Genomic DNA, 25891 nt, shown 5'->3' with positions numbered 1-25891 from the left:
AATTTAAAGGCGTGGATTGGGCACTACTACTTGGTTTTATTGAGGATGAATGTTTAGTGAAAAAAGAAAATAATCAGTACTTCATTGTTGAAGAAAGTTGTACACGTTTTTTTAAGCAAGCGAATATGGAGATCAAGCAGAAAATTGCTCGTTTTTTCATTATATCATTACTTAAAAATTCATTTAGTGCAATGTTTATAAACTGGGTTATCTTTCGTTATTCTAACGAGAAAGGTATACCTATTCGTGAAATAGTTTCATACTTAAAACAAAATGATATTCAAATTGTTGATAGTATTTATGATGTTTTAAAGCAGTTAAAGTTATTTCAGGTTATTACTATTGATGAGGAAAAAGTATATTTGTCAAATGATGACATCGGTCATATGAGTGATTTCAAGGGGATAGAAAGTGGAATATTGCAGTTTCTTATACCTATTTACGTAAATAACAGTGATCTTTGGACATTTTGTTATTGGGGAGAAATTCGAGATTGGGAGTCAATGGCTGAAATTATTATTAATAAAGAAACGATACGTCATTCCTTACAAGAAGAAAGTGATATTGAAGTTCTCGTTGAGTGTTTACAAAAGTATCTACCAAAAATAACAGTGGAAAGCTGGAGACATTTTTTGGTGCAATGGAAAGAAAAAGAGAAACTAGTGAACAAAAAGGAAAATATTATTTTTTATGCGGTAACCGAAAAGCTCTATNGGAGTTATATTGTAAAAAAATGGTCTGGTTGGATCCTTTTAACTAAAGAGGGGATCCTTATAGAAAAGGATTTGGAAGTAAAGTTTGAAAACTTATTAAAAGAATTATCGGTAGTGATTGTGAATTCAAACAAAAGTAAACCAATATATAGTGAGAATAAAGAGTTGGTTATAATAAATGAATTTCCACAAATGAGTACTACCCTACCTGAAATAGAGAAAGTACCTAAGCAATGGTTTAGATTAACTGCTTACGAAGAAAGAGTTTTACAAAGGATTGTAAAACAAGCGATCGTTTTAAAATTACCAATACAAATACAATTAACAAATGAGGATAAAATAAAACTATTCCCAATAAAACTTTGTATTAAGAATGGAACATATGAAATTAAATCAAATGAAAATGATTATGTAAGCTTTTCCTCTATTTCTAAACTAGCAATTGTACATCCACTAGGACTTTGATTAGAGATACTTATTATTAAAAGGTGGTTTTTAATGTGTACGTAAGATTTGGATATGTAGCTATGAGTGTGCAATTAAAAAATGCTTCGCCATCCCAAACAATGACTGTAAAGCAATTTGAACAAATTAAAGATAAAGATGCTGCCATTCGAAAACTAGAAAGAATTGCGATATCAAATCTTGAAAATTGTTTACGTCTGCTAAAACATAATTTATCTCTAGATATTACCTTTTTTCGCTTATCTTCAAAGCTTGTCCCATTAGTTAACCACCCTAATACACAAGGATGGAAATTTGAAAAGGCCATACTACCAATGTTAAAAGAATTAGGTGACTTTATACATAAATATGATATGAGGTTAGGTTTTCATCCTGACCATTTTGTCGTACTTAATAATCTAGATGAGGAGCTTCTGAAACGCTCTCTTGAAACGTTACTTTATCACTATAAATTGTTAAAGGGTATGAATATTAACCCTGTTCATCGTTGTGTTCTTCACATAGGTGGAGCAAAAGTTGGGAAAGTTAACGGCTTAGAAGATTTTATACAAAACTTCGAAAAAATACCTAAAATTTTGCAACAAATGCTTATTATTGAAAATGATGATACCGTTTATCATATAGAAGATGCTCTTTACTTAGGTGAGAAATTACAAATCCCTGTTGTGTTAGATCTTCATCATCATGATATCAATCAACCAGAATCTTTTTCTTTTCTTGAAATTTGGGACCGTGTTGTTCAAACTTGGGAACATAGCCCACTTCCTTTAAAAATTCATATATCTTCACCAAAAGAAAATGAAAATGACAAACGTCATCACGATTATATTAATATAGAAAGATTAATGAGATTTTTAAATGAGGTAAAAGGAAGTGTAGAACACATCGATGTAATGATTGAAGCGAAGAAGAAAGATGAAGCACTTATACAATTGATGAAAGACCTAGAAGAGCGTGATGATTGTACATTAATAAACAAAGCTTGTATTAAGATATAGTCTTATTCGCTTTCAATTATGAAACGTGTTATAATCTAATCTTTGAGGAGGGTTGTTATGTTAAAAGTTGCTACACATACAGAAATAATTACTGACTCAATGACTTTAGCAGATATGATCTTACAATCAGAACAGTATCACCAGTATAAATCAACAAAAAAAGCTCTCCAAATGGATTTTACTGCAGAAGAAATGATCTGGGAGTTTAATAAGCTAAAAGATAAATTTGAAGAAGTACAACGCTTTGGTAAGTATCATCCAGATTACGCCACTTTATCAAAAGAAGTACGAGAAATGAAACGGAAATTGGACTTATACGATCCAATTGCAAGCTTTAAAAAAGCCGAAAAGCAGCTTGAGGAGCTTTTAAATGAAATTAGTTTGATGATCGCGCATGCGGTTTCAGATAAAATAAAAGTGCCTACAGGAAACCCATTTTTTGACTCGATGTCTTGTGGTGGTGGTGGTGGTTGTGGCGCAGGTGGTAGTTGTGGTTGTAAGTAGGAAATATGTAAGATAATGTTGAAGTAATAAAGGAGTCATGTTAGACTAAAATTGGTTGATGTGAAAAAAAAGGAGTAATGGAAATGACAGGAAACCGAATCGGTCTAGCAGTCTGGCTACACTCATTAAAATATGTAAGGCAAATGAGAAAATATGGAAATGTCCACTATTCATCTAAACGCATGAAGTATGTTGTTTTATATTGTGATGAGTCGACAATCGATGATACGATTGAACGTCTTCAGTCGCTCCATTATGTTAAATTAGTTAGTAAATCGATGCGACCATATTTAAAAACTGAGTTTCAAAATGCCCGACCTGATAAAGCAAAAGAATACGATTATAAAATGGGTATTTAATATACTAGAAAATAGACTGGCCAGAAGTAGTGGGCAGTCTTTATTTGTTTAGCGCTGGTGTTATCACCTATCTAACTATTTTTTACGTTTAATGCTTGAGAGCTAAACACCTTTCCAACTTCAAAAATTTTAGCTTTCCCTATCTTATAAAAAAATCCTCGTAGGATTACCTACGAGGTGCCTAATGGCAAAACAAAAATCAGCTATTGAATTTTGTTTTTGCACAAGGCTATGGGAGAGGAGAAACCGGAGGAAGAACTTATGGGGAAACGTAAGTCTTCTCCGCGGTTGTCAGCAACATGAGTTAATCACGTTGCTAATTTTATTATGACCAATAGGAATTGTTATATACCTCCAATAAATTTATTTGCAATTTTCTTTCAATTGATTGTATTTCATAATTCCAAATATGAGCTACATAAATTTATTTCTAGTTACGTAGTTCAACGCAAGAAGATATAATACTTACTTGTGAGAAGAGAACTCGTTCTAGTTTCGCTAGAACATTCGGAAATTCAAATGGAATCTTAACTCCACCTGAATGGAAGTTCTCACCTACGCTACGCTTAGAGGTGGGGGTCTATGCCCCTGAAGTACAAATCAGTTTGATTAATGATTCATGAAATTCATTAAATAGCTATTGATTCTTAAAATTTTGTTAAGCTTTTTCATCTTTTATGTTAGGATGGGGAAAGATATGGTAAAACGTAAGTGTATAAGGTGTGTGAAATTCATTGAGAGTAATATCTGGTACATGTAAAGGAAGACCTTTAAAAGCGGTTCCTGGAACCTTGACGAGGCCTACCACAGACAAAGTGAAAGAGTCTATTTTTAATATCATAGGCCCTTACTTTAAAGGTGGACAGGTTCTTGATTTATATGCAGGTAGTGGTGGATTAGGAATTGAAGCACTAAGTCGTGGGACTGATAACGTCATTTTTATTGATCAAAATCCAAAAGCAGTTGAAATTATTAAGCTTAACTTAAAAAATTGTCGATTTGAAGATAAAGTAGAGGTTTATCGAAATGAAGCTATGAGAGCGCTGAAGGCAATCGCAAAAAGAAAACTAAAGTTTGACCTCATCTTCCTGGACCCCCCTTATGCGAAGCAACGTCTAGAAGATGAAATCGACTTTATTGCCAAAAATGATTTATTATCTCAGGACGGGATCATAGTTACTGAACATGATGCTAATGTATCTTTAAGTTCATCAATAGATAATCTTTCGTGTTATCGACAGGAGCATTATGGAGACACAGGGATTACTATCTATAAAATGATGTAAGTTAGGCCATGTAGTTTATAATACTAATTAATTTGCAGCCAAATTTTAATGAGTTGTAAGTCCTCGCTTCAAAACTTCTTAAAGGGAACTTAGGTGGAGGAGAACTGCCTTAAAAGGTCAAATGTTGAATAACAGATAAAATAATACAAAGGGGTTACTAAGATGGCTAGTATTGCAGTATGTCCGGGGAGTTTTGACCCAGTTACACTCGGGCACCTAGATATAATAACTAGAGGTGCAAAGGTTTTCGATAAAGTAATTGTAGCTGTACTAAATAATCGTAGTAAACAACCGTTATTTACGGTAGATGAAAGAGTACAGTTATTAAAAGAAGTGACAAAGGATATTGAGAATGTAGAGGTCGATTCTTTCTACGGTCTTTTAATTGATTATGTTAAGGAGAAGGAAGCTAGTGCGATCATTAAAGGGTTACGTGCTGTTTCTGACTTTGAATATGAAATGCAAATGGCTTCAATTAATAGACAGCTCGATAAGAGTGTTGAAACTTTTTTCATGATGACTAATAACAAATACTCGTATTTAAGTTCAAGTATTGTTAAAGAAATTGCAAAGTATCATGCACCGGTAGGAGACTTAGTTCCTGAGGTTGTTGAAAATGCTTTGAAAGAAAAATACATAACTATAAAATAGGTCAGTCAGTGGAGGTTCCATTATCCGTCACTAATTGGTAGTTTAACTTATCCGACCTTTAGGTTAGTTACTCCCTCGCCTAAAGGAATTGATTTCTTCGTTTTGGTTGGGGCATATTCTACCTTTAAGAGTGGGATACTATAAATTTAGATTAACTGAGTAAAGTGCTAAATTTATGCGGGGCAAGAATTTATTATGAAAAATACTATAAAAAAGCAGGCGAATTTATTATAGAAAATTTAGCCTGCTTTTTTTATTATAATCATAATTTATAAATTTCTAACTTGGAAACTGTCTAGCTTCAGCGCCTACGAGCTCGTTCACTTCATACCTTATCGGAAGGTGAAGAGCGCTTCTTTTCTCTTAGTGAGACTAACTAGACTTTTTGTAGTAATTTCTTACCGGTAAGCAAGATATAAACCATTAACATAAACAGGGTAAATAGTGAACCATACTGGACGATTAACTCCCAACCTTTATTTAAGGATGAATACGTATCTGTTTGTAGGAAAACAGGGATTGCATGACTATCTAGTTTAGCTTGTTGATTGACATATAATGTTTCCCATAACATAACCGTGAAAAAAGCAGCAAAAGTCCCATGGAACAGCCTTGCGATAAAAAAAGGTTTAAAACGAATATCTGTTTCGGCAAGAATACTCGCAACTTGCGCTTGAACAGAAAAACCACTAAAAGCTAAAATAAAACTTGTAACAACTACTTGCTGAAAAAGTGTTGCTTGCGTTGTTTGGCTAGACATTTGACTTCCTAATGTGATTTCAAAAATACCTGAAATAAACGGTAAGCTAAGTTCGCTTGGAAGTTGGAAAAAAGTAAAAATAACTGTAATGAATATTGATAAAAATGCTGTAATATCCAACAGTGATAGTAATTGATTAAGAACAGAAAATAAGATGATAAAACCACCAATCATTAATAAGGTGGCAACAGATGATTGAACCGCATCCCCTAAAATTTTACCGATTGGTCGTCCGTCTTTTAAGCGTTCTTGATGTAGTAAATGGAAAGCAGTCCTCAAAGGGTGTTTATTTGCTGTTTGTTTCGTCATTTTTTTTTCTTTACTTCTGCCATGAAACCTCATTAATAGACCTACGCAGAAGTTGCCTAAATAGTGAGAAATTGCTAATAAAATCCCTAAAGCAGGGTTTTTAAAAAAACCAACGGCTATCGCGCCAAAAATGAATAATGGGTTTGATGAATTTGTAAACGATACTAGCCTTTCTGCTTCAATGGCTGTAAGTTTATTTTCCTGTCTAAGTCTAGCTGTCAGTTTTGCACCAGCAGGGTAACCTGAAGCTAGGCCCATGGCCCAAACAAACCCTCCTACACCTGGAACTCTAAAAAGAGGACGCATTAGTGGCTCGAGTAAGCTCCCGATAAAACTAACTACTCCAAAGCCTATTAAAAATTCTGAAACAATAAAAAAAGGTAGTAAGGATGGGAAAACCACATCCCACCACATGGTAAGTCCTCGAATTGATGCTTCTAATGATTCTTTTGGAAAAGCCATTAAAGACGCAGCCATAATGGTTGCGCTCATTGCTAGGATAATAGTTTTTAACTTTGAGGCGTTCAACGGCCTTGCCTCCCTTTATTTTTTACGTTAGTACATGTCCTATTATTCAATATACGTATAGGAGATTAATTTAGACCATATGATTTTTATAAGATGATTTATAATTTCATAAATCATGATTATGTGCGAATAAAAAGAAATAATCATTTAAAAATAAATGCTTTTTGGCGAGATTGGAGGAAGGTAAATTGGCCGAGCCGAAAATTGGTTTAGCATTGGGTTCAGGTGGTGCTAGAGGCTTCGCTCATATAGGAGTCCTTCAAGTACTTGAAGAAGCGAAAGTGCCAATTCATTGTATTGCGGGGAGTAGCATGGGGGCATTAGTGGGAGTTTTTTACGGATGTGGGTACACCCCTCAACAAATGGCAAAAATGGCCCTTCATTTCAGGAGAAAATATTATGTGGACTTTACTGTTCCGAAAATGGGACTTATTTCTGGTGATAAAGTAAAACAATTAATTAGAATTTTATCGAAAGGTAAAACACTTGAAGAGCTTACACCACCTTTACGAATTGTTGCCACTGATTTATTAAAAGGGGAGAAAGTTGTGTTTGCTCATGGTGATATTTCTGAGGCGGTAAGAGCAAGTATCTCAATTCCAGGTATTTTTGTTCCGGAAAAAAGTAATGGTAGACTGTTAGTTGATGGGGCGGTAGTAGATAGAGTTCCAGTAACGGAAGTTAAAAAAATGGATGTAGACATTACTATTGCTGTCGATGTATCTTTTTTAGAAGTTGAGCCTGAAATAACCTCTATTTTCGATGTAATCATGCGAAGTATGGAAATAATGGAGCAAGAAATGATTCGCATTAATGAAATAGATAGTGATATTATGATAAAACCAATGATAAATCAATATAGTTCTACAGCTTTCACAAATGTTGATCAAATTATTCAAGAAGGTGTGGAAGCTGCAAAAACGAAACTCCCTGAAATTCAATTGTTGATAGAGAACTGGAAGGAGAAATAATATGTCAACTATTAATAAACCCCCCTTCATAAAAAAACGATGGATTATTATTTTGTTTTTCATACTATTTTTAAATCTTTACCATTTGCCATATTACTTTTCAAAACCTGGTGATGCAAACGTACTAAATACCATTATTGAAGTAGAGGGTGGATATGAAGATGAAGGGACTTTTATGCTGACAACTGTACGTATGGGGAAGGCAAATATAGTAAATTATTTGTGGGCTCAGATAAGCGATACTAGAGAGTTGATTCATGAGGAATTCATCCTTAGAAGTGGTGAAACAGATCAGGAATATCACCAAAGACAAATATTGATGATGAGTTCTTCACAAGATATTGCGACGATCGTAGCTTATCAAAAGGCAGGTAAAGAAGCTTACTTTCAAAATTATGGTGTTTTAGTAACAGGGATGATTGAAGATATGCCTGCTTATGCCCTTTTAGAATTAGGGGATTTGATTGTTGCTGTTAATGATACCGAGGTTAAGACCGTTGACGAATTGCTTGCACAACTTGGTGATCAAGAACAAAATAATAAAGTATCATTAACCATTATTCGGGATGAACAAAAATCTGTAGTTGAACTATTTGTTACTTCTTTTCCTGAGGAAGTAGATCCAACAGGAAAAAGGCTGGGAATTGGGATCACAAGCCCCATTACAAAAAGGGAACTAATTATTAGTCCGAATGTTACAATAGATACTAAAAAAATTGGTGGTCCTTCTGCAGGGCTTATGTTTAGTCTAGAGATTTATAATCAATTAGTTGAAGAAGATTTAACAAAAGGCTATAACATCGCGGGAACTGGAACAATTAATGAAGAAGGGGAAGTTGGACGTATAGGTGGAGTAAAACAAAAAGTGATTGCAGCGGAGCGTGTAGGTGCTGATTTTTTCTTTGCGCCTAATGAGTTTAACTCAACGACTTCTAATTATCAAGAAGCACTAGAAGCATCTGAATTAATAAATGGTAAAATGGAAATCGTACCTATTGACTCATTTGAGGATGCCATCACATTCTTAGAAAACCTTGACCCGAAATAATAATAAAGAACCTAGAGTCGAAATAAACGTTGAAAAGTTTATTTCGATACTCTAGGTTCTTTATTCTTAATAATAAGAATAAATTCCTGAAGTTAGAAAACGGTCTAGCTACAGGTTTCTTGCGCTTTTTTTAAATAATGACAGGTGGGTGGGCATATTCCTCTTTTATTAATTTTGCTTGGATAATCGGGCTATAGCCTAGTGAGTAGCAAGAAGTCGCTCTTTTTTCAATGTCGATAAAAGGGTGATTTATCTTTGAAATTGTTGATACTAATGGTAGCTCTAAATACTTCTTTTGGCTGCTAATATATTTTCTCCCCTTTTGATTCATTCCTAATACGCGTATATAAGGTGTAGTATCATTAATGGCACTCATTTCTTCTTTGGTCGAATTTGTAAGCGTATGTAAACAGAAACGTTGTAGTCTGGTCCATGTATAGCGTTTTGTTTTTATTTTTTCCATGAGGCTTTGAAAGCTTGTTGCTTCATTTATGGTCTGTGATAATCGGTTTTCAAGGCCTTCCTCAGCTTCGTATATGTTAGCCAAAGCGATGGGTGAAGATGTAAGTACTTTATACTTTAAATAAGGAAATAATCGTTCCCAGTCTTGAAAGTTATGATACATTTTACGATATTGAACTAATTCATCGTAAGTAGTTGAAGGTACAACATGATTAATAGAATTAAGGTGATCTTGTTCTTTTACTAGCTTCTTTCTAATGCTAGTGGCACTGGCAATAGATTGTTTTGGAATTTCTTTATCATGATATTGCGCTTCTCTTCTTTTGATAGTAAATGGTTTTATATTTGCTTTTTGTTCATAAATCGCTTTCACGTACTGGTAACCTAAAATATTGTTGGGAAGTGATAAGTCTAAAACCTGATTGTGATTTTTTAACTTTTTAAATGCAAAGGATAAGGCCTTTGGGTAACTATTCCCTTTTTTTAATGCGTCGCGAATAGATTCTTTATATGTAGTTTCATTCTCATTAATAAATGTAATAAGTCTATGAAAATCTTTTATATCTCCAGATTCACTACCAAAACAGATAGAATTAGCGCCAAATCCATTCAATATTGATATCGCGCCGTTAGCAAATAACTCAGCATGCTGAGTAGCATAAACATATGGAAGCTCCAAAACAATATCTACACCTTGATTCAACGCCATTTTCGTTCGCGCCCATTTAGATATAAGTGCAGGTTCTCCCCTCTGTAAAAAGTTCCCACTCATTATTGCTACAATTAGGTCTGCATCGGTAATTTGTTTTGTTTCATTTATATGAAGCTTATGACCGTTATGGAAGGGATTATATTCAACTACAACACCAGTAACATTCATTCTTACACCCCTTTCTTATTTTGTCTAAAATTATACGAAAATAAATAGTATAAAGCTAATACTTATAAAAAATTCAACTATAGAAATTAAAATAAGTCTTAAAAATTGTAGTATAATATGATAAAATTCTCGTTGGTGGTTTTTTGTGTATAATTAACAGAAAAAACTATAATAAATAAAGAGAAGTAGTGTAAAGAAGAAAGGTTGACAAAATACTTTTCGAAGGCTATAATTACCTTTGTTGTCTTGAGGTGAAAATGATGAAATGGTCAGTTCAGCAACTGAACACGTTAAAGAATAAGGGTATAAATATCGATGAAATGGTTGACGTTAGTGATTTAAAAAAGACTAATAACGATATTCAAGATATTTCACTCGTACATGTTAAAGGTGAAGGAAATTTTTCTAATCATTCGATTACTTTTTCTCTATCAATTAAGGGAGAGATGGTTTTACCTTGTTCAAGAACACTTGCAGATGTACCTTTTCCTTTTCAAGTTGAAACAATTGAAACATTTAAGTTACACGATTGGATAGGATTCGAAGGTGACGACGATGTGCATGAGCTTGAGAATGATATAGTTGACTTATTACCTTATATCAAACAAGCAATCCTTTTAGAGATACCTTTACAAATTTTTAGTGAAGGTTTAAAAGGAGATGCCCCACAATCAGGGAATGATTGGGAACTTTTGACAGAAGAAAACAAAAAAGAACGGATCGATCCGCGTTTAGCAGATTTAGCCAAGTTCTTTGACGACAAGTAATGTGTTTAAAAAAGAAGTATCCGGCAATTCCGGCCTTCGTTTTAACATATTTAATAACAGTTTAAGGAGGTGGGAATAATGGCAGTACCTTTTCGTAGAACATCAAAAACTCGTAAAAACAAGCGTCGTACTCACTTTAAATTAGAAGTACCTGGAATGGTAAAATGCCCAGAGTGCGGTGAATTAAAACTTGCTCACCGTGTATGTAAAGAATGTGGGTCTTATAAAGGAAATGAAGTTGTAAGTAAATAATAAGTTTAAGTGAACAAATGTGAAGCTTATTTACGCTACGATAAAAGACAGGAAGGGATCCCTTCCTGTCTTTTTACTATTTATAGTTGAGCTCTAAAGCTGAACTTCAATCAGTGGGGTTTTTCCATCATCTCCCACTGATTGTTAATTTAACTTACTGCCCTTAAGAGTAGGATAAATAAACTTGAATATGATAACGATTTAATACTCGTATTTAGAGCGGGATCCCTTCTGAATAAATGCCGTTAAATAGGTAATAATTCTTTAATAGATAAAAAGGTAAAAGAGTCTATCTTATCTAGTATTTGCATAAAGATAGTAAAAAGGATTTTTTTATTGGAGGGATTTGATGTCTATCGTTCGTCAAGACGCCTGGACTAATGATGAGGATTTAGTGTTAGCTGAAGTCGTTTTAAGACATATTCGTGAAGGTAGTACCCAATTGGCTGCTTTTGAAGAAGTAGGAGAGCGATTATCAAGAACTGCTGCTGCTTGTGGTTTTAGATGGAATTCAAGTATTCGAAAGAAATATAAGGCTGCTATCGCCATTGCAAAAAAGCAAAGAAAAAGTTTAAAGAAAAATAAATTAGAGGATAGTATCCAAGAATTCAGTGAAGAAATATCAACTGAAATTTCTGATGTGTCGGTGTCGGGATTTGAAAGTGAGGCACAAGAGGTTGTGCCACAACCTTTAAGTATGAGTATGGAAGATGTTATTGAATTTCTAGCTTCACATAAAGGGGCACTCGAATCAAATCAGAGTTTGGCTGAAGAAAATAAAAAGTTGAAGGAAAAGATAACTGAGCTAACTAGTGAAAATGAAAGAATTACGAGTGAATTGTCAAAACTTGTAAGTGATTATGATGTAATGAAACAAGATTACAAGCTATTAATTGATATTATGGATCGTGCGAAAAAAATGTCAGTTACTTAAAATTTAGAAAAGTTTCATTTTATATAGTTGGAATTGTTTAGCTTTAGGCGTTTAGTAGCTCTGTCGTTTAGTCGAGGTACTAATTTTCCCTACTAATTGAAAAAGCTCCTTGGAGTATCGCTTGCGTTATTGCTCCTGCGGTTACTCGTCGCACGGAAAAAAACTTGCTCCTGCGGTTACTCGTCGCACAAAAACTGCTCCTGATCAAAGTACTTGTCTAATAAAAACATGAAACAAGGATGACGTTAAAATGGTCATCCTTGTTTCATGTTTTTATTAAAAGGAAAAGTATAAAATTCTGATGTTAGAAAGAAGGGTAGCTCTATTGCTCTAACGACTTTAGACTCTCCTCGTCGCCTCTTATTGTTCTGAAACACCTTTTGGGAACCAAACGTAAGGATTTTCTCCTCGGTCTCTTTCCTCGTTGTATGTTAGAGGTTGGAAATGCATTTTTACCCAAAATTCATCAGAACGTTGGCGGGCATTAGTTTTTACTGGTAAATTAAAACTCTTTACATAGTTCACCAAAATTTTTCCAAGCCCCCTACCTCGATATGGTTCAAGAACTTCAAGTTTCCATAACTCTAAATAATCTTGAGCTGGTTTGAAATAACGGTTATATTTTTGGTCTATACGATAAACGCTCATTCTCGCTACAAGTTTTTTTCCGTAATAAATACCGTAAAAAGGAGATTCGCTATCGTTCTCAATGATATTAGCTCTTAAATCTTCTTTCATTGATAATTCTTGGGACCCATACTCTCTAAAGTTTTCGAATTCCTCTAATGTTTTATAGTTGATGAGTAAACGTTTAACTTCAAAGTGCTCCATGCTTAACTCCCTCCATAACATTTTAAGATTTACTGTAGAAAAATTTGACCTTCTTGTTTTACAATAGAGTGAGGTATTAGTTAATGAAGTTCATAGAACTAATTCATCCCGTAAAGGTGTAGTTTAATCAAACTGATTTGTACTTAAGGGTCATAGACTCTCACTTCTAAGCGTAGCGTAGGTGGGGACGTCCATTCAGGTGGAGTTGAGACTCCATCTGAATTTCAGATGTTCTAGCGAAGCTAACGAGTTCTCTTTGGCCAAGTTATTGGAATAGTTTTATTCACTCGTTTTCCCTTTTAAAAAATATATTAATATATCAGAAAAATCATGTCATTTTCTTTCGGTTTCTTGATAGTCAATATGCTAATATTGAGATATTACATCAATAAGGTGGAGATTCTTTGGAGAAAGTAGGAATTGTAGGTGGTGGATCGGTAGGGCTGCTTCTGGCCAGTTACTTATCAAAAAGTGGTTTTCATGTGACAATCTATACAAAAACAGATGAACAGGCAAACAAGATAAATAAAATGGGGGTTACTCTCGAAAGTGGAATGAGTCTGACGAGGGTTAGTGTAAAAAGTGTTACATTTTCAAAAATAAAGGAATTCAATGATGATATTCTTTTTTTGGCGGTAAAGCAATACAATCTAAACGAAGTTTTGTCTACGCTACAAAATTTAAAAGGGAAGGTTAGTACAGTCGTTTTTATGCAAAATGGGATGAGTCATATTAAGGATTTAAATAAACTTATTAGTAAAGCTGATAATGTTTATGTTGGAATTGTTGAGCATGGTGCATTAAAAAAGACTCCGACGGATGTGAAACATACGGGCATAGGAGTTTTGAAAATAGGTTGTTATTTCCAAAATGAAAATGGAAACTGCCCTGTACATATTTGGAAAAGGTTATCAGAAGTAGGTTTCCTGACGGAAGTTCATGATAATTGGATGGAAATTATGGAAAAAAAACTTGTTGTAAATGGTGTTATTAATCCTCTTACAGCTATTTATAAAGTAACAAATGGCTCGTTACTTACAAATAATTATTATTTTGAAACGATGAAGTTGTTGTTTGAAGAAATTTCATCAATTTACAAGTGCACAGAAGAAGACTGGCAACAAATAATTGAAATTTGTCATAAAACTAGTCAAAATCGTTCTTCTATGCTTAAGGATTTAGAAGATGGTAGGACAACTGAAATAGAAGCAATTACGGGTGTTATATTAGATAAGGCAAAAAAATCAGGTGTTCACCTACCCTATAATCAATTTCTTTATAACAGTATTAAAGGTATGGAATTGCAAAGAGAGGAGGGGGGCTATGAGTAACGCTTTAGCTTGGATAGTAGCAACTTTTGTTACGTTACCATTACTAGCTTTTTATTTTGTTTATATTATTTCGGTTAAAACTACCAAAAATAAAAGACGTTCGATAAAATTAGCCGTTGATGTAACGACGATACTATTTATTTTTGCTGTCTACTACATTGCATATGAATTATGGGCTTTTTCTTTATTTTGGTTAATATTAATAGCTATCTTAATAGTTGCAATCATTTTTACTATTATACATTGGAAATTATATAAAGACATTGAATTGAAGAAATTGATAAAAGGAATATGGCGATTAAACTTTCTTCTCTTCTTGATCGTATATTTTTTACTTAGCATTTACGGGTTGTTTTCACGCATATTTATGATTACATGATAAATAAGGGAAATTATTGGAATAAATGAAAATGGTCTGCTATACTCTAAGTTATTTAAGTAAATTTGCAAAAAAGGAGGTGTAGGTCTGATGAAAATCGTAGAATGTTTATTGGAAAATCAATCAAAGTTAATGGAACAATATAATGAATCTAATGATCAATTTGTTCAGTCTTTTTTTGACTACTCTTATCAAAATAATCCATATACACAACGGTATAATGAGTTATCAAAGTTACACTTTCAAAGAGGTTGTCTGTTTGAGCATTTATTAAAATTTAATAAAAAATATAATTGTTCAAATGAAACTGTTCACAATGCTAAAAAGTTATTAGATCCTAAATCAGTAGTGGTTGTAGGTGGACAACAGGCAGGGGTATTAACAGGCCCACTATATACAATACATAAAATTATTACTATTATAAAGTTAGCAAAACAACAGGAAGAAAAACTCTCTGTGCCTGTAGTGCCAATATTTTGGATAGCCGGTGAAGATCATGATTTTGAAGAAATTAATCATATTTTTAGCATTCGTCGTGATAGTAAGTTGCACAAGCGTAAAGTAGATCAACAAAATAATGCAAAAAAATCGGTTTCTGATTTGCACCTTGAACAAAATGAGGTTCTCAGCTTTGTTAAGGAAGTTTTTCTGGATGGTATAGAAACTTCTGTGACAAATACGTTATTATCAGAGCTTAACAAAATTATTGCGAAAAGCAAGAATTACGTAGATTTTTTCAGTTTTCTTGTTCATAGATTATTTAAAAATAGTGGAATCGTTTTACTTGATTCTCACAATCCGGAACTTAGAAAATTAGAAATTCCATATTTGAAACAAATGATTTTGAATAATGAGCAGATAAATGATAAGTTTTTACAAAGTGCAAATGCCCTATATAATCAAGGTTATGGCGAACCTATTGAGCGTGGGGAGAATAGTGCACATTTATTTTACCACCACAAAGGGAGTCGCCTATTGTTAGAAAGAATTGATGCTAATATGTTTAGTGACAAAAAAGGAATTTGTCAGTTTTCTAAAGAAGATCTTTTGCAGCTAGTTGAAAAACAACCAGAAAACTTTAGTAATAATGTGGTGACTAGGCCGCTAATGCAGGAACTCCTTTTGCCTGTATTAGCATTTGTAGGTGGACCGGGGGAAATTGCTTACTGGGCTACACTAAAAGAAGTTTTTCATTTGTTTGGACTAAAAATGCCACCCGTTGTTCCACGCCTATCAATGACGATTGTTAGCCCGCAAGTAAATAAATTGCTAGAGGAATTTAACATATCTGCAATCGACGCTATTACTAATGGTAGTTCTAAAAGGCGAAATGAATTGACTCTCTGGGATGAAAAAGATCAAATTAATGAGACTCTTCACGAAGTTTTAGATGAAGTGGAAGATCTCCATCAACCACTAAAAGATCTTGTTAATAGATATGACAAAGGATTAGAAGCTCTTGCTCTTAAAAATGAATTAATCATAAAAAGAGAACTTACTTTCTTAGCGAGAAAAATTGAAAAAAGTCTGCAACAAAAATATGAGCAGCAACTGCTTAAGTTTGCTCTTATCGATGCTAATCTGTTTCCAAATAATGGTTTTCAAGAACGTAGTTTAAACATCTTGCGTTATTTAAATGAACATGGTCTTGATTTTGTTGAAAGAATGACAGAATTAAAATTAGAGTTGAATGATAAACACAAATTAATCTATTTAAAGTGACAAAAATAGTAGAATTTATTTTGATATGGAAAAAATATGACGAAAGAAAATCCTGTAATGAAGCAGGATTTTTTTTTGTTTGAAAGAATTTAAAAATAAAGTGGTAGAAAGTGGGGGGATGTGGTATTTTAGAGGTAGAAAGTGGGGGGAGGAGGAACTTCACATGTTTATGGGAGAATATCATCATACGATAGATGAAAAAGGTAGGATGATAATACCTGTAAAATTTCGTGAAGGTCTAGGCTCCAACTTTGTTATTACCAGAGGGCTAGATCAATGCTTATTTGCTTATCCTGAAAGTGAATGGAAACAACTAGAAGAAAAATTGAAAAGCTTACCATTTACAAAAAAAGATGCTAGAGCATTTACGCGCTTTTTCTTTTCAGGAGCATCTGAATGTGATTTGGATAAACAAGGTAGGGTAAATATCTCCGCCCCACTCCGGCAATACGCAAAATTAGAAAAAGAATGTGTTGTAATAGGTGTTTCTAATCGTGTGGAAGTTTGGAGTAAGTCGATTTGGGAAGAATATTTTGCTGAGTCAGAGGAATCTTTTAGTGAAATTGCTGAAGGGATCGTTGATTTTGATTTGTAGACTTCCAATATTAAACAGAAAAATTTAGGTTTCTAGACGATTGGATAAACAGTTCTTATTTGTCACAACCTAAGAAGTACAAAATAGTAAGAAGGTGTTAATATGTTCGAACATATAACGGTATTAAAAGAAGAAGCCGTAGCAGGGTTAAATATAAAAGAAGATGGAGTGTATGTTGATTGTACACTTGGAGGAGCCGGTCATTCGGAATTAATTTTGTCCAAACTTTCAAGTGAAGGGCATTTATTTGCTTTTGATCAAGATGAAATTGCAATTAAACATGCAGAAGAGAGACTTAAGAAATATGATGGTATGTTTACTATTGTTAAAAGTAATTTTCGTCATTTAAAAGAGCAGTTGTCGTTGCGTGGGGTTTATAAGGTTGATGGCGTATTATTTGATTTAGGTGTATCATCTCCCCAATTAGACGAGGCAGAGCGTGGGTTTAGCTATAATCATGATGCCCCGTTAGATATGAGAATGGATCAATCCTCTCCATTGACTGCTGAGGAAATTGTAAATGAATGGTCATTTCATGATTTGATGAGGATTATTTCAAGGTATGGGGAAGAAAAATTCGCTAAACAAATAGCTAGAAAAATTGAAGCCTACCGTTTAAACCAACGTATTAAAACTACTGGAGAGTTAGTAGAAATTATTAAAGATGCTATACCTGCGCCCGCGAGAAGGACGGGAGGGCATCCGGCGAAACGAACATTTCAAGCGATAAGAATTGCCGTTAATGATGAACTTCGAGCGTTTGAAGATGCATTGCACAGCGCAATTGAAATTACTGCTAAAGGCGGTAGAATATCAGTAATTACGTTCCATTCTTTAGAAGATCGTATTTGTAAGACAATCTTTAAAGAAGCAAGTACTGGCCCGCAACTACCTAGGGATATTCCCATTATTCCGGAAGGTTATGAACCTATTCTAAAGTTAATGACAAGAAAGCCAATAATTCCATCAGAAGAAGAGGTAGAAATGAATAAACGTTCTCGATCTGCCAAACTTCGTATTGCTGAAAAACAAAAGGAGGTAACGTCAAATGAATAATCTTGCTAGAAAATTAGAAAGAAAAAAGGTATATGATACTACAGAATATCAACAACAAAATCAACCTCAGATAAAGCGAAAACTACGCATAACATCAGGGGAAAAGTTTTTATATTTTTCGACTGTAGCTGGTTTAGTTTTTGCCTCGTACTTAGTTATCTCTACTTTCGCGTCAATTTATATTGTCAATAGCGAAATTCACACTCTTGAAAGATCTATAAGTGCTCAAGTTACTAATAACGAAGCTCTCCAGTTACAAGTGACAGAGCTTTCAGCTCCGAATCGAATACTACATATTGCTACTAACGAGCTTGGAATGTCTTTAAATGATAAAAATGTAAAGGTTGTGCAAAACTAGTTCGGTATTTTGGACTAGTTTTTCATTTTAGTTCACCAATAGTAATTCCCCTACTTCAATACGAAAACAATAGGAAAAGGGTAATCTTAGCGGTATCTATAGTTCTGAAAAGAAATACTTTAATCCGGTAAGGTATAAACACAGCAATGGTGTACTTTTAATAGTAATAACCAATGGAAAAGATTTCTAATGACGAATCTGTTTTTCATTAGTATTGTTAAATACGTAAAGAAAATATCAAACTAAAGTGACTATCTTGCGCTATAGTTAAATTAAGAAAATAAAGGTGATGATCTTGGCTGTAAGTAAATTAAATAAAATGAACGTTCGAGCAGTGGTAGTTTTAATTGTTTTTTTATTGATCTTTTCTGTTATGGTTACAAGGGTCGGATACATACAAATGAAAAAAGCAGTAAAGGGGCATGAGCTCGAAGCTATAGCGGAAGATCGATGGACAAGAAAACAAACGATTGAGGGTAAACGGGGTACAATCTATGATCGGTTTGGGGATGCGCTCGCTGAAGAAATCCCGTCCTATACAATCGAAGCAATTTTAGATGTGAATTCAAGAAATCGTGTTGAAGACCCACGGATGACAGCTGAAAAGTTGGCTCCAATTGTAGATAGATCTGTTGTAGAATTAGAGCGACTATTATCTCATGAAGGACGTTTTCAAGTAGAACTTGGTCCTGGGACTAAAAATATAAGTTTAGAGAAAAAAAGGGAAATAGAGCAACTGAATTTACAAGGTATTAACTTCAGAAAAGAACCACGTCGGTATTATCCGAAACAAACATTTGCTTCACATGTAATTGGCTACACTGAGAGGGATATGTCCAAGGCTAGAATGGGTTTAGAAAGTAGTCTAAATAATTATTTAGTAAAAGAAGACGGATTTATTCAGTACTTAAGTGATCGTAAAGGGATTAAACTACCTAATATTGATGAAATTATCGAATTGCCGAAGAATGGGTTTGATATATATTTAACACTCGACTCTAATATCCAAATGGCCTTAGAACAAGTGATGTCTCAAGTTGAAGAACAATATGATCCCGAAAGGATTATGGCTGTAGTTGCAGATCCTAAGACTGGTGAAATTCTTGCTATGAGTAATCGTCCAAGTTTTAATCCGAATTTTTACGAAGAAATTACAAATTACACAAACTTTACGGTTTCTTCTAGGTTTGAGCCTGGCTCGACAATGAAAATTTTTACATTAGCTGCAGCAATTGAAGAAGGGGTTTATGTAGGTGATGAATATTATCAGTCAGGTAGTTATCAGATTGGTGGTAGAAGAGTACGTGACCATAACCAAGGAATGGGATGGGGGCAAATTCCGTTTGATGAAGGCTTCCAACGTTCATCTAACGTAGCTTATTCAATACTCGCGTTAGAAAAATTAGGACCAGATCGACTTTTTCATTACATTAATGAATTTGGATTCCGTAATACTACCGGAATTGACCTACCAAATGAAGTAAATAGTCTCGTCGCGGATTCCTATTTGATTGATGCTGCAACCACAGCTTTTGGTCAAGGAACAGCTATTACACCTATTCAACAAATCCAAGCAGTAACTGCTATTGCTAATGGTGGAAAAATGATGAAACCTTTCGTCATAGATAGAATTATTGATCCGAATACAGGAGAAATTATTGAAAGTACTGAGCCTGAAATAGTGGGTGAACCTATCTCAAGTACAACGGCAACTCAAGTGCTTGAATTAATGGAATCTGTTGTAGATTCTCCAGCGGGTACAGGTAAACCATACTACATAGAGGGGTTTGAGATAGCTGGGAAAACAGGCACAGCTGAAATTCCTAATCCTAATGGTGGAGGCTATTTAAGTGGGCATGGACAATATATTTATTCTTTTTTGGGGGTGGCACCTAAATCAGATCCTCAATTGATCGTATATGTAGCAGTTGACCGTCCTGAATTAGACCTACATGAGCCGGGAGCAGCCCCAGTATCGCAAATTTTCACTACTATAATGAAACATAGTTTGCAGTACCTAAATATATCTCCTGGTGCTATAGTTAGTCAAGATGATCTCGTCGTGGAGGAAGGTGTCCTTACTAAGAGTTATGTAGGTGAAAGTATTGAAAGTGCAAAGGCGCATTTTCGTGAAATTGGAGTAGAGGCAATTGTGCTAGGATCAGGTGATAAGGTTGAGGAACAACTGCCGATTGGCCGTACTATGCTTATCCCTGGTGAAAAGGTAATGATTGCTACTGATAGTAACACTTATAAAATGCCCAATATTAAGGGATGGTCTTTACGCGATGTAATGAAATTAGCAACCATTTTAGAATTAAATGCGAACTTTATTGGATCTGGTTTTGTTACGAAACAAAGTATTCCTAGTAATCACACTGTTGAAAAAGGTGATTACATTGCCATTGAACTTGCGTTACCAAATGGAGTTACTGAAAATGTATTTTACAATGAGGAAGTTGAAGCTGAAAAAATAGAGGAAACTGAAGAGGGAGTCCAAATAGATTAGTGAGATAAAGGTCTAATTATTGACGTACAAGCATACATTGAAACAAGCCTACAAATGTGACCTAATAAGGGGGATGTAGTTGTGCGTGTTTCAAATGTTACTGTACGGAGACGATTAGTTTTCGTTTTGACTTTCGGTTTACTATTCTTTTTAGTAATTGTCATCAGACTCGGTTATGTGCAGTTTGCTTTAGGTAATGAATTAACAGATCGTGCAGAGGATTCATGGAGTAGAAATATTCCTTTTGAAGCGGAACGTGGAGAAATTATAGATCGGAATGGTGTGCCCTTAGCGACTAATGTAAGTGCACCGTCAGTATTAATCGTACCAAGGCAAATAAAAAATGCGGTTGAAGATTCTGAGAAATTAGCAAATGTTTTAAGGATGGATCAAAAAAAGATTTATAGTTTGTTAACAAAAAAAGAATCCATCGTTAGAATAAATCCTGAAGGTAGAAAGATTAGCAATGAACTAGCTAGTGAGGTTAGGAAGTTAGGGATACCAGGGGTTTATATAGCTGAAGATAACAAACGACACTATCCATTTGGAAATTACCTATCGCATGTACTTGGTTTTGCCGGAATAGACAATCAAGGCTTAACTGGAATTGAATTATATTACGATGAGAAACTAAGTGGTCAAAAAGGGTACGTCTCATTTTTTTCTGACGCTAAAGGTAGGAGAATGCCGAATCTAGCTGATGAATATCAAGAACCTGTTGATGGTTTAAACTTAAGATTAACAGTCGATACAAATGTACAAACCATTATTGAAAGGGAACTTGATATAGCTGAAGCTATTTACAATCCGGACGGGGCGATTGCTATTGCAATGAATCCAAATACTGGAGAGATCTTAGGGATGTCAAGCAGGCCTGATTATGACCCGGAAAATTTCCGCAATGTTCCTCCAGAAATATATAACCAAAACAAACCTGTATGGATGCAATATGAACCAGGTTCAACCTTTAAAATTATTACCCTTGCTGCGGCACTTGAAGAAGGGGAGGTTGATTTATTGGAAGATTCATTTAATGATCCCGGGTTTATTGAAGTATCTGGTCACAGGTTACATTGTTGGAAAAAGGGTGGTCATGGACATCAAACTTTCTTAGAAGTCGTACAGAATTCCTGTAACCCTGGATTTGTAGTTTTAGGGGAACGATTGGGTAAAGAACGGCTCTTTGATTATATAGAAAGCTTCGGTTTTGGGGAAAAGACCGGTATAGACCTCCAAGGAGAGGCGAAGGGAATTCTTTTTACCAGGGACCGAGTTGGACCGTTGGAGCAAGCTACTACCGCCTTTGGTCAAGGGGTTTCTGTTACACCTTTACAGCAAGTTGCTGCAGTTTCTGCGGCAATAAATGGTGGGTATTTATATACACCTTATATTGCCAAAGAGTGGATTGACCCAGTTACTGATGTGGCTTTAGATGTTACTGAACCAACACTTAAACGAAGGGTCATTTCTGAGGAAACAAGCAAACAAGTCCGTTATGCACTCGAACATGTTGTGGCAAAAGGGACAGGAAAAGGTGCGTTTGTTGATGGTTATCGTGTTGGTGGAAAAACTGGAACTGCTCAAAAAGCCCAAGGTGGTCGTTATTTAGAGAATAACCATATTGTTTCATTTATCGGTTTTGCTCCAGCAGATGATCCGCAAATTGTTGTTTATGTAGCTATTGATAATCCAAAGGGGACTGTTCAGTTTGGTGGAGTTGTTGCGGCACCAATTGTTGGGAAGATTATCGGAGACAGTTTAAGAGCGATGAACGTAGAAAAAAGACAGGATCAAATTGAAAAAGAACGTCTGTGGACCGATGAACCATTAATTGAGGTTCCAGATTTAGTTGGGAGAACGAGACAAGATATCAATGAAGCCTATTACGAATTAAGGTTAGATGTAAGCGGAAAAGGAGATATGGTATTAGCACAGTCACCTGATCCAGGGATAAAGGTTAAACAATACTCTACAATACGAATTTTATTAGGTGACAAAACAGAAAGTGAAGATTAAAATAAATCTATGTGTTTATTTATCCCGCTCTTAAGGACCAGTAAGACCTCCACCTCAAAACGTAAGAAAATCGAAAAGTTTAGGTGGAAGATTAACTGCCCATTAAGGGCGGATAAGTTAAACTAACAATCAGTGGGGAATGAAGGAAAACTCTCATCGATAGAAGTTCAGCTTTATGATTACAATCAAAAGAGGATGGCAGGTAATGAATGTTGCGTTTGCATCCTCTTTATAAAGAAGTTGAATGTTGCATCGTTTATTTTTATAAAAATAAACGATGCAACATCCAAATTGGAAGTTTAAAAATTAGTTTTATATGCTACGCTAGGTAGTAAGTAAACGAATGAGAGGGAATTAAAATGATGAACCTAGATGATCTTATTAGCTGTTTGTATCAATATGAAAAAAACAGTTCTCTAAATCCAGTTATCAAATCAGTAGAGATGGACTCCCGACAAGTAAAAAGCGGTAGTCTATTTATTTGTATTGATGGATATACAGTTGACGGACATGATTTTGCCAAGCAATCTGTTGAAAATGGGGCGGTTGCGATTTTAGCTGAGAAGCCACTAGATGTAGGTGTGCCAGTAGTACTAGTTAAAGATACAAAGCGTGCAATGGCTATTATTTCAAATGTGTTTTATGACCATCCAACTAGCAAAATGTCATTAATTGGAGTGACGGGAACAAATGGTAAAACTACGACCACACATTTAATTGAGAAAATATTAAGGGATGCAAGTATTACAACAGGTCTTATAGGGACGATGTACATGAAAATAGCTGATGAAACAATTGAAACAAAAAATACAACCCCTGAATCTATTTCATTACAACAAACCTTTAAAAAAATGGTCGACCATGGTGTACAATCTGCTGTTATGGAAGTTTCAAGCCATGCCCTTCATCTTGGTAGAGTGAGGGGATGTGACTTTAATATTGCAGTTTTTACAAATCTTTCACAAGACCATCTTGATTATCATAAAACAATGGAAGCATACCAAAATGCAAAAGGATTATTGTTTGCTCAATTAGGTAATACATATTTGAACAAAGAAAGAAAAATTGCAGTTCTCAATATCGATGATCCTGCATCAAGTGAATACGAAAAGATGACTGCAGCCGAAATCGTCACGTACGGTATTGACCAAGAATGTGATGTACGGGCATCAAACATTAAAATAACTTCTCAAGGAACTTCTTTTGACGTCAATGCTTTTGGAAAAGAAGCTACAGTTCAGTTAAAAATGATTGGTAAGTTTAGTGTATATAACGCTCTTGCAGCAATGGCGGCATGTCTAGTAGATGGTATACCTATTCAAGCAGTCCTTAATTCTCTAGAAACAGTACAAGGTGTATCCGGACGATTTGAACCAGTAGATGGTGGACAACCATTTACGATTATTGTTGACTATGCACACACTCCAGACAGTTTAGACAATGTATTAAAAACAGTGAAGGAATTTGCTTCAGGAGAGATTTGTGTCGTAGTCGGCTGTGGTGGGGACAGGGATAAGACAAAGCGACCATTAATGGCGAAAATTGCTAGTGAGTTAGCTGATAATGTAGTATTAACGTCTGATAACCCTAGAAGTGAAGATCCGCATCAAATTATAAAAGATATGGAAGTTGGTTTAACTGAACATAGTTTAAATACTACTATTGTCGATCGAAAAAAAGCGATAACACACGCAATAAAAAATGCTAAAGAAAATGACGTTATTATTATTGCGGGTAAAGGTCATGAAACATATCAAACAATTGGTCATGAAACCATCTACTTTGATGATCGTCTTGTTGCCAAAGAGGCTGTTAAGGAGCTGTTAAATAATGAGTTTTAAAATAAATATGCTAAAAGGAATTTCCTCTAATTTTAGAGGGGAGATGAACGACGAAACAATAATTGAGTCTGTATTTATCGATAGCCGAAACAAAGTGCAAAATGGGCTGTTTATTCCAATTATCGGGGAACGTTTTGACGGGCATGATTTTCTGTTTGGAGCTATCGAAAGTGGAGCGGTTGCTACATTATGGGATGAGAGTAAACCACTTCCGGAAGGTCTTGAATCTGAATTTCTGGTAATTTATGTAAAAGATACCCTGCAATCTCTACAAAATTTGTCTAAAAATTACTTACAAAAGGTTAGTCCTAAAGTCATTGGTGTTACAGGCAGTAATGGAAAAACGACGGTTAAAGATTTACTTGAAGCAGTACTTTGCACTACCTTTAGGACTCATAAAACACAAGGGAATTTTAATAATCATATAGGGCTTCCTTTAACGATTCTAGCGATGCCTAATGATTGTGAGGTCGCGATTCTTGAAATGGGAATGAATCATTTTGGAGAGATCTCTCTATTAAGTAATATTGCTCAACCAGACATTGCTATTATTACGAATATTGGTGAATCGCATATCGAGCAATTAGGGAGTAGAGACGGAATTGCTCAAGCTAAGTTTGAGATTATTCATGGATTAAAAGAAAATGGTGTTTTAATATATGATGGAGACGAACCGCTTTTGAATAGTCATCACGTTGACTTAAATAAAATAAAGTGTGGTTATAATGATACTAACGATTATATAATTACAAACCTAGAACAAACTGCCAGCGGTTCAAAATTTTCTTTAAATAACAAATATGACTTTGTTCTTCCACTTTTAGGGAAGCATAATGTAAAAAATTCAACATATTCAATAGCTGTAGGAAAATATTTAGGACTAAGTGAACATACAATACAATTAGGGTTGAATAATTGTATTTTAACTGGAATGAGAATGGAAAAAAAGCAAGGGATCAATGGATCTATTATAATCAATGATGCATATAATTCAAGTCCTACTTCTATGAAGGCAGCAATTGAAACTGTTAAAGATTTAGGTGAATTTGATCAACGAATTCTTGTGCTTGGTGATATGTATGAACTCGGAATAGATGAACGAAACCTACATCGTTCTGTTTGTGAAAGTATAACTTCACCGATCACTCATCTTTTTACGGTTGGTGAAAAAGGAAATTGGATCAGTGAAGCATTGTTAGAAAGAAACACTGATAACATTGTAATAAGTTCATTTAAATCAAAAGAAGAATTACTAGAAAACCTTAAAAATATAGTAAATGATAGCAGTATCGTCCTTATTAAAGCTTCTCGTGGTATGAAGCTTGAAACGATTGCTACATCCCTATATATGTAGGAAAGGGGGATA

The 25891-nt window shown here is 34.6% G+C and carries 23 protein-coding genes; 20 read left to right on the top strand and 3 right to left on the bottom strand.

The features are described 5' to 3' along the window. Nucleotides 1-1213 precede the first annotated feature (1213 nt). The 5 genes from uvsE to coaD all read left to right on the top strand — a co-directional run bounded on the left by uvsE (nt 1214) and on the right by coaD (nt 4976). Nucleotides 1214-2176 (top strand): UV DNA damage repair endonuclease UvsE, encoded by a 963-nt coding sequence (gene uvsE / locus BKP37_RS12280; protein ID WP_071309877.1) that lies wholly within the window; start codon nt 1214-1216, stop codon nt 2174-2176. A 57-nt stretch (nt 2177-2233) separates the two neighbouring features. Beyond that, on the top strand, nt 2234-2680 hold the full coding sequence (locus BKP37_RS12275) for a YlbF/YmcA family competence regulator (RefSeq protein ID WP_071309876.1): 447 nt from the start codon (nt 2234-2236) through the stop codon (nt 2678-2680). 83 nt (nt 2681-2763) lie between these two features. Continuing rightward, a complete protein-coding gene (locus tag BKP37_RS12270; RefSeq protein WP_071309875.1) occupies nt 2764-3039 on the top strand; it encodes a YlbG family protein in 276 nt (91 codons plus the stop codon). Nucleotides 3040-3773: 734 nt separating this feature from the next. Then, a complete protein-coding gene (gene rsmD, locus BKP37_RS12265; RefSeq protein WP_071309874.1) occupies nt 3774-4325 on the top strand; it encodes a 16S rRNA (guanine(966)-N(2))-methyltransferase RsmD in 552 nt (183 codons plus the stop codon). Nucleotides 4326-4487: 162 nt separating this feature from the next. Further along, on the top strand, nt 4488-4976 hold the full coding sequence (gene coaD, locus BKP37_RS12260; RefSeq protein WP_071309873.1) for a pantetheine-phosphate adenylyltransferase: 489 nt from the start codon (nt 4488-4490) through the stop codon (nt 4974-4976). A gap of 376 nt (nt 4977-5352) precedes the next feature. On the opposite strand, the gene ylbJ is transcribed toward coaD, so the two are convergent. Further along, nucleotides 5353-6537 (bottom strand): sporulation integral membrane protein YlbJ, encoded by a 1185-nt coding sequence (ylbJ, locus tag BKP37_RS12255; protein WP_071309948.1) that lies wholly within the window; start codon nt 6535-6537, stop codon nt 5353-5355. Between the two features lie 224 nt (nt 6538-6761). Here ylbJ and BKP37_RS12250 point away from each other — a divergent pair, with 224 nt between their 5' ends. Beyond that, entirely contained in the window at nt 6762-7544 is a 783-nt protein-coding gene (locus BKP37_RS12250; RefSeq protein WP_071309872.1) for a patatin-like phospholipase family protein, read from the top strand. Between the two features lies 1 nt (nt 7545). Continuing rightward, nucleotides 7546-8592: a SepM family pheromone-processing serine protease gene (locus BKP37_RS12245; protein ID WP_084034679.1), complete on the top strand. Its 1047-nt coding sequence runs from the start codon at nt 7546-7548 to the stop codon at nt 8590-8592. A gap of 130 nt (nt 8593-8722) precedes the next feature. Here BKP37_RS12245 and BKP37_RS12240 read toward each other — a convergent pair whose 3' ends face one another. Further along, nucleotides 8723-9934, bottom strand: coding sequence for a nucleotidyltransferase (locus tag BKP37_RS12240; RefSeq protein WP_071309871.1), 1212 nt, complete (start codon nt 9932-9934; stop codon nt 8723-8725). A gap of 260 nt (nt 9935-10194) precedes the next feature. On the opposite strand from BKP37_RS12240, the gene BKP37_RS12235 reads away from it, so the two are divergent. The 3 genes from BKP37_RS12235 (at nt 10195) to BKP37_RS12225 (ending at nt 11887) form a co-directional block, all read left to right on the top strand. Further along, entirely contained in the window at nt 10195-10701 is a 507-nt protein-coding gene (locus BKP37_RS12235; RefSeq protein ID WP_071309870.1) for a YceD family protein, read from the top strand. Nucleotides 10702-10779: 78 nt separating this feature from the next. After that, entirely contained in the window at nt 10780-10953 is a 174-nt protein-coding gene (gene rpmF / locus BKP37_RS12230; RefSeq protein WP_071309869.1) for a 50S ribosomal protein L32, read from the top strand. 349 nt (nt 10954-11302) lie between these two features. Beyond that, the gene (locus BKP37_RS12225) at nt 11303-11887 is read left to right on the top strand and encodes an RsfA family transcriptional regulator (RefSeq protein WP_071309868.1); all 585 of its coding nucleotides are present in this window, start codon (nt 11303-11305) and stop codon (nt 11885-11887) included. 360 nt (nt 11888-12247) lie between these two features. On the opposite strand, the gene BKP37_RS12220 is transcribed toward BKP37_RS12225, so the two are convergent. After that, nucleotides 12248-12718, bottom strand: coding sequence for an N-acetyltransferase (locus BKP37_RS12220; protein WP_071309867.1), 471 nt, complete (start codon nt 12716-12718; stop codon nt 12248-12250). Nucleotides 12719-13122: 404 nt separating this feature from the next. On the opposite strand from BKP37_RS12220, the gene BKP37_RS12215 reads away from it, so the two are divergent. The 10 genes from BKP37_RS12215 to BKP37_RS12170 all read left to right on the top strand — a co-directional run bounded on the left by BKP37_RS12215 (nt 13123) and on the right by BKP37_RS12170 (nt 25879). Further along, a complete protein-coding gene (locus BKP37_RS12215; RefSeq protein WP_071309866.1) occupies nt 13123-14049 on the top strand; it encodes a 2-dehydropantoate 2-reductase in 927 nt (308 codons plus the stop codon). Then, complete coding sequence (locus BKP37_RS12210; RefSeq protein WP_071309865.1) at nt 14042-14428, top strand: DUF3397 domain-containing protein; 387 nt, start codon at nt 14042-14044, stop codon at nt 14426-14428. Before BKP37_RS12215 ends, BKP37_RS12210 begins: the two co-directional genes overlap by 8 nt. A gap of 90 nt (nt 14429-14518) precedes the next feature. After that, nucleotides 14519-16150, top strand: a complete 1632-nt coding sequence (gene bshC / locus BKP37_RS12205; RefSeq protein WP_071309864.1) for a bacillithiol biosynthesis cysteine-adding enzyme BshC — start codon at nt 14519-14521, stop codon at nt 16148-16150. Between the two features lie 163 nt (nt 16151-16313). Then, nucleotides 16314-16745: a division/cell wall cluster transcriptional repressor MraZ gene (gene mraZ / locus BKP37_RS12200; RefSeq protein WP_071309946.1), complete on the top strand. Its 432-nt coding sequence runs from the start codon at nt 16314-16316 to the stop codon at nt 16743-16745. 102 nt (nt 16746-16847) lie between these two features. Beyond that, on the top strand, nt 16848-17801 hold the full coding sequence (rsmH, locus tag BKP37_RS12195; RefSeq protein WP_071309863.1) for a 16S rRNA (cytosine(1402)-N(4))-methyltransferase RsmH: 954 nt from the start codon (nt 16848-16850) through the stop codon (nt 17799-17801). Beyond that, a complete protein-coding gene (gene ftsL, locus BKP37_RS12190) occupies nt 17794-18159 on the top strand; it encodes a cell division protein FtsL (RefSeq protein WP_071309862.1) in 366 nt (121 codons plus the stop codon). The genes rsmH and ftsL overlap by 8 nt, the downstream gene beginning before the upstream one ends. 289 nt (nt 18160-18448) lie before the next feature. Then, nucleotides 18449-20668: a penicillin-binding protein gene (locus BKP37_RS12185; protein WP_425424991.1), complete on the top strand. Its 2220-nt coding sequence runs from the start codon at nt 18449-18451 to the stop codon at nt 20666-20668. Nucleotides 20669-20749: 81 nt separating this feature from the next. Next, nucleotides 20750-22684, top strand: coding sequence for a stage V sporulation protein D (locus tag BKP37_RS12180; RefSeq protein ID WP_071309861.1), 1935 nt, complete (start codon nt 20750-20752; stop codon nt 22682-22684). A 362-nt stretch (nt 22685-23046) separates the two neighbouring features. Next, nucleotides 23047-24525 carry a UDP-N-acetylmuramoyl-L-alanyl-D-glutamate--2,6-diaminopimelate ligase gene (locus BKP37_RS12175; RefSeq protein WP_071309944.1) on the top strand — a complete coding sequence of 493 codons (1479 nt, stop codon included), beginning with the start codon at nt 23047-23049 and terminating at the stop codon, nt 24523-24525. Next, complete coding sequence (locus BKP37_RS12170; protein ID WP_071309860.1) at nt 24515-25879, top strand: UDP-N-acetylmuramoyl-tripeptide--D-alanyl-D-alanine ligase; 1365 nt, start codon at nt 24515-24517, stop codon at nt 25877-25879. The genes BKP37_RS12175 and BKP37_RS12170 overlap by 11 nt, the downstream gene beginning before the upstream one ends. The last annotated feature ends 12 nt before the right edge of the window (nt 25880-25891 follow it).

The sequence above is a fragment of the Anaerobacillus alkalilacustris genome, from assembly GCF_001866005.1.
Classification (GTDB): Bacteria; Bacillota; Bacilli; order Bacillales; family Anaerobacillaceae; genus Anaerobacillus; species Anaerobacillus alkalilacustris.
This window is presented reverse-complemented; position numbering and strand designations above follow the sequence as displayed.

What these genes read in the sequence shown, in the direction of transcription:
- BKP37_RS12275 (WP_071309876.1), top strand. Translation starts at nt 2,234, where the DNA reads ATGTTAAAAGTTGCTACACATACAGAAATAATTACTGACTCAATGACT.
- BKP37_RS12270 (WP_071309875.1), top strand. Translation starts at nt 2,764, where the DNA reads ATGACAGGAAACCGAATCGGTCTAGCAGTCTGGCTACACTCATTAAAA.
- coaD (WP_071309873.1), top strand. Translation starts at nt 4,488, where the DNA reads ATGGCTAGTATTGCAGTATGTCCGGGGAGTTTTGACCCAGTTACACTC.
- ylbJ (WP_071309948.1), bottom strand. Translation starts at nt 6,537, where the DNA reads ATGAGCGCAACCATTATGGCTGCGTCTTTAATGGCTTTTCCAAAAGAA.
- BKP37_RS12245 (WP_084034679.1), top strand. Translation starts at nt 7,546, where the DNA reads ATGTCAACTATTAATAAACCCCCCTTCATAAAAAAACGATGGATTATT.
- BKP37_RS12240 (WP_071309871.1), bottom strand. Translation starts at nt 9,934, where the DNA reads ATGAATGTTACTGGTGTTGTAGTTGAATATAATCCCTTCCATAACGGT.
- BKP37_RS12235 (WP_071309870.1), top strand. Translation starts at nt 10,195, where the DNA reads ATGAAATGGTCAGTTCAGCAACTGAACACGTTAAAGAATAAGGGTATA.
- rpmF (WP_071309869.1), top strand. Translation starts at nt 10,780, where the DNA reads ATGGCAGTACCTTTTCGTAGAACATCAAAAACTCGTAAAAACAAGCGT.
- BKP37_RS12225 (WP_071309868.1), top strand. Translation starts at nt 11,303, where the DNA reads ATGTCTATCGTTCGTCAAGACGCCTGGACTAATGATGAGGATTTAGTG.
- BKP37_RS12220 (WP_071309867.1), bottom strand. Translation starts at nt 12,718, where the DNA reads ATGGAGCACTTTGAAGTTAAACGTTTACTCATCAACTATAAAACATTA.
- BKP37_RS12210 (WP_071309865.1), top strand. Translation starts at nt 14,042, where the DNA reads ATGAGTAACGCTTTAGCTTGGATAGTAGCAACTTTTGTTACGTTACCA.
- bshC (WP_071309864.1), top strand. Translation starts at nt 14,519, where the DNA reads ATGAAAATCGTAGAATGTTTATTGGAAAATCAATCAAAGTTAATGGAA.
- mraZ (WP_071309946.1), top strand. Translation starts at nt 16,314, where the DNA reads ATGTTTATGGGAGAATATCATCATACGATAGATGAAAAAGGTAGGATG.
- rsmH (WP_071309863.1), top strand. Translation starts at nt 16,848, where the DNA reads ATGTTCGAACATATAACGGTATTAAAAGAAGAAGCCGTAGCAGGGTTA.
- ftsL (WP_071309862.1), top strand. Translation starts at nt 17,794, where the DNA reads ATGAATAATCTTGCTAGAAAATTAGAAAGAAAAAAGGTATATGATACT.
- BKP37_RS12185 (WP_425424991.1), top strand. Translation starts at nt 18,449, where the DNA reads ATGATCTTGGCTGTAAGTAAATTAAATAAAATGAACGTTCGAGCAGTG.
- BKP37_RS12175 (WP_071309944.1), top strand. Translation starts at nt 23,047, where the DNA reads ATGAACCTAGATGATCTTATTAGCTGTTTGTATCAATATGAAAAAAAC.
- BKP37_RS12170 (WP_071309860.1), top strand. Translation starts at nt 24,515, where the DNA reads ATGAGTTTTAAAATAAATATGCTAAAAGGAATTTCCTCTAATTTTAGA.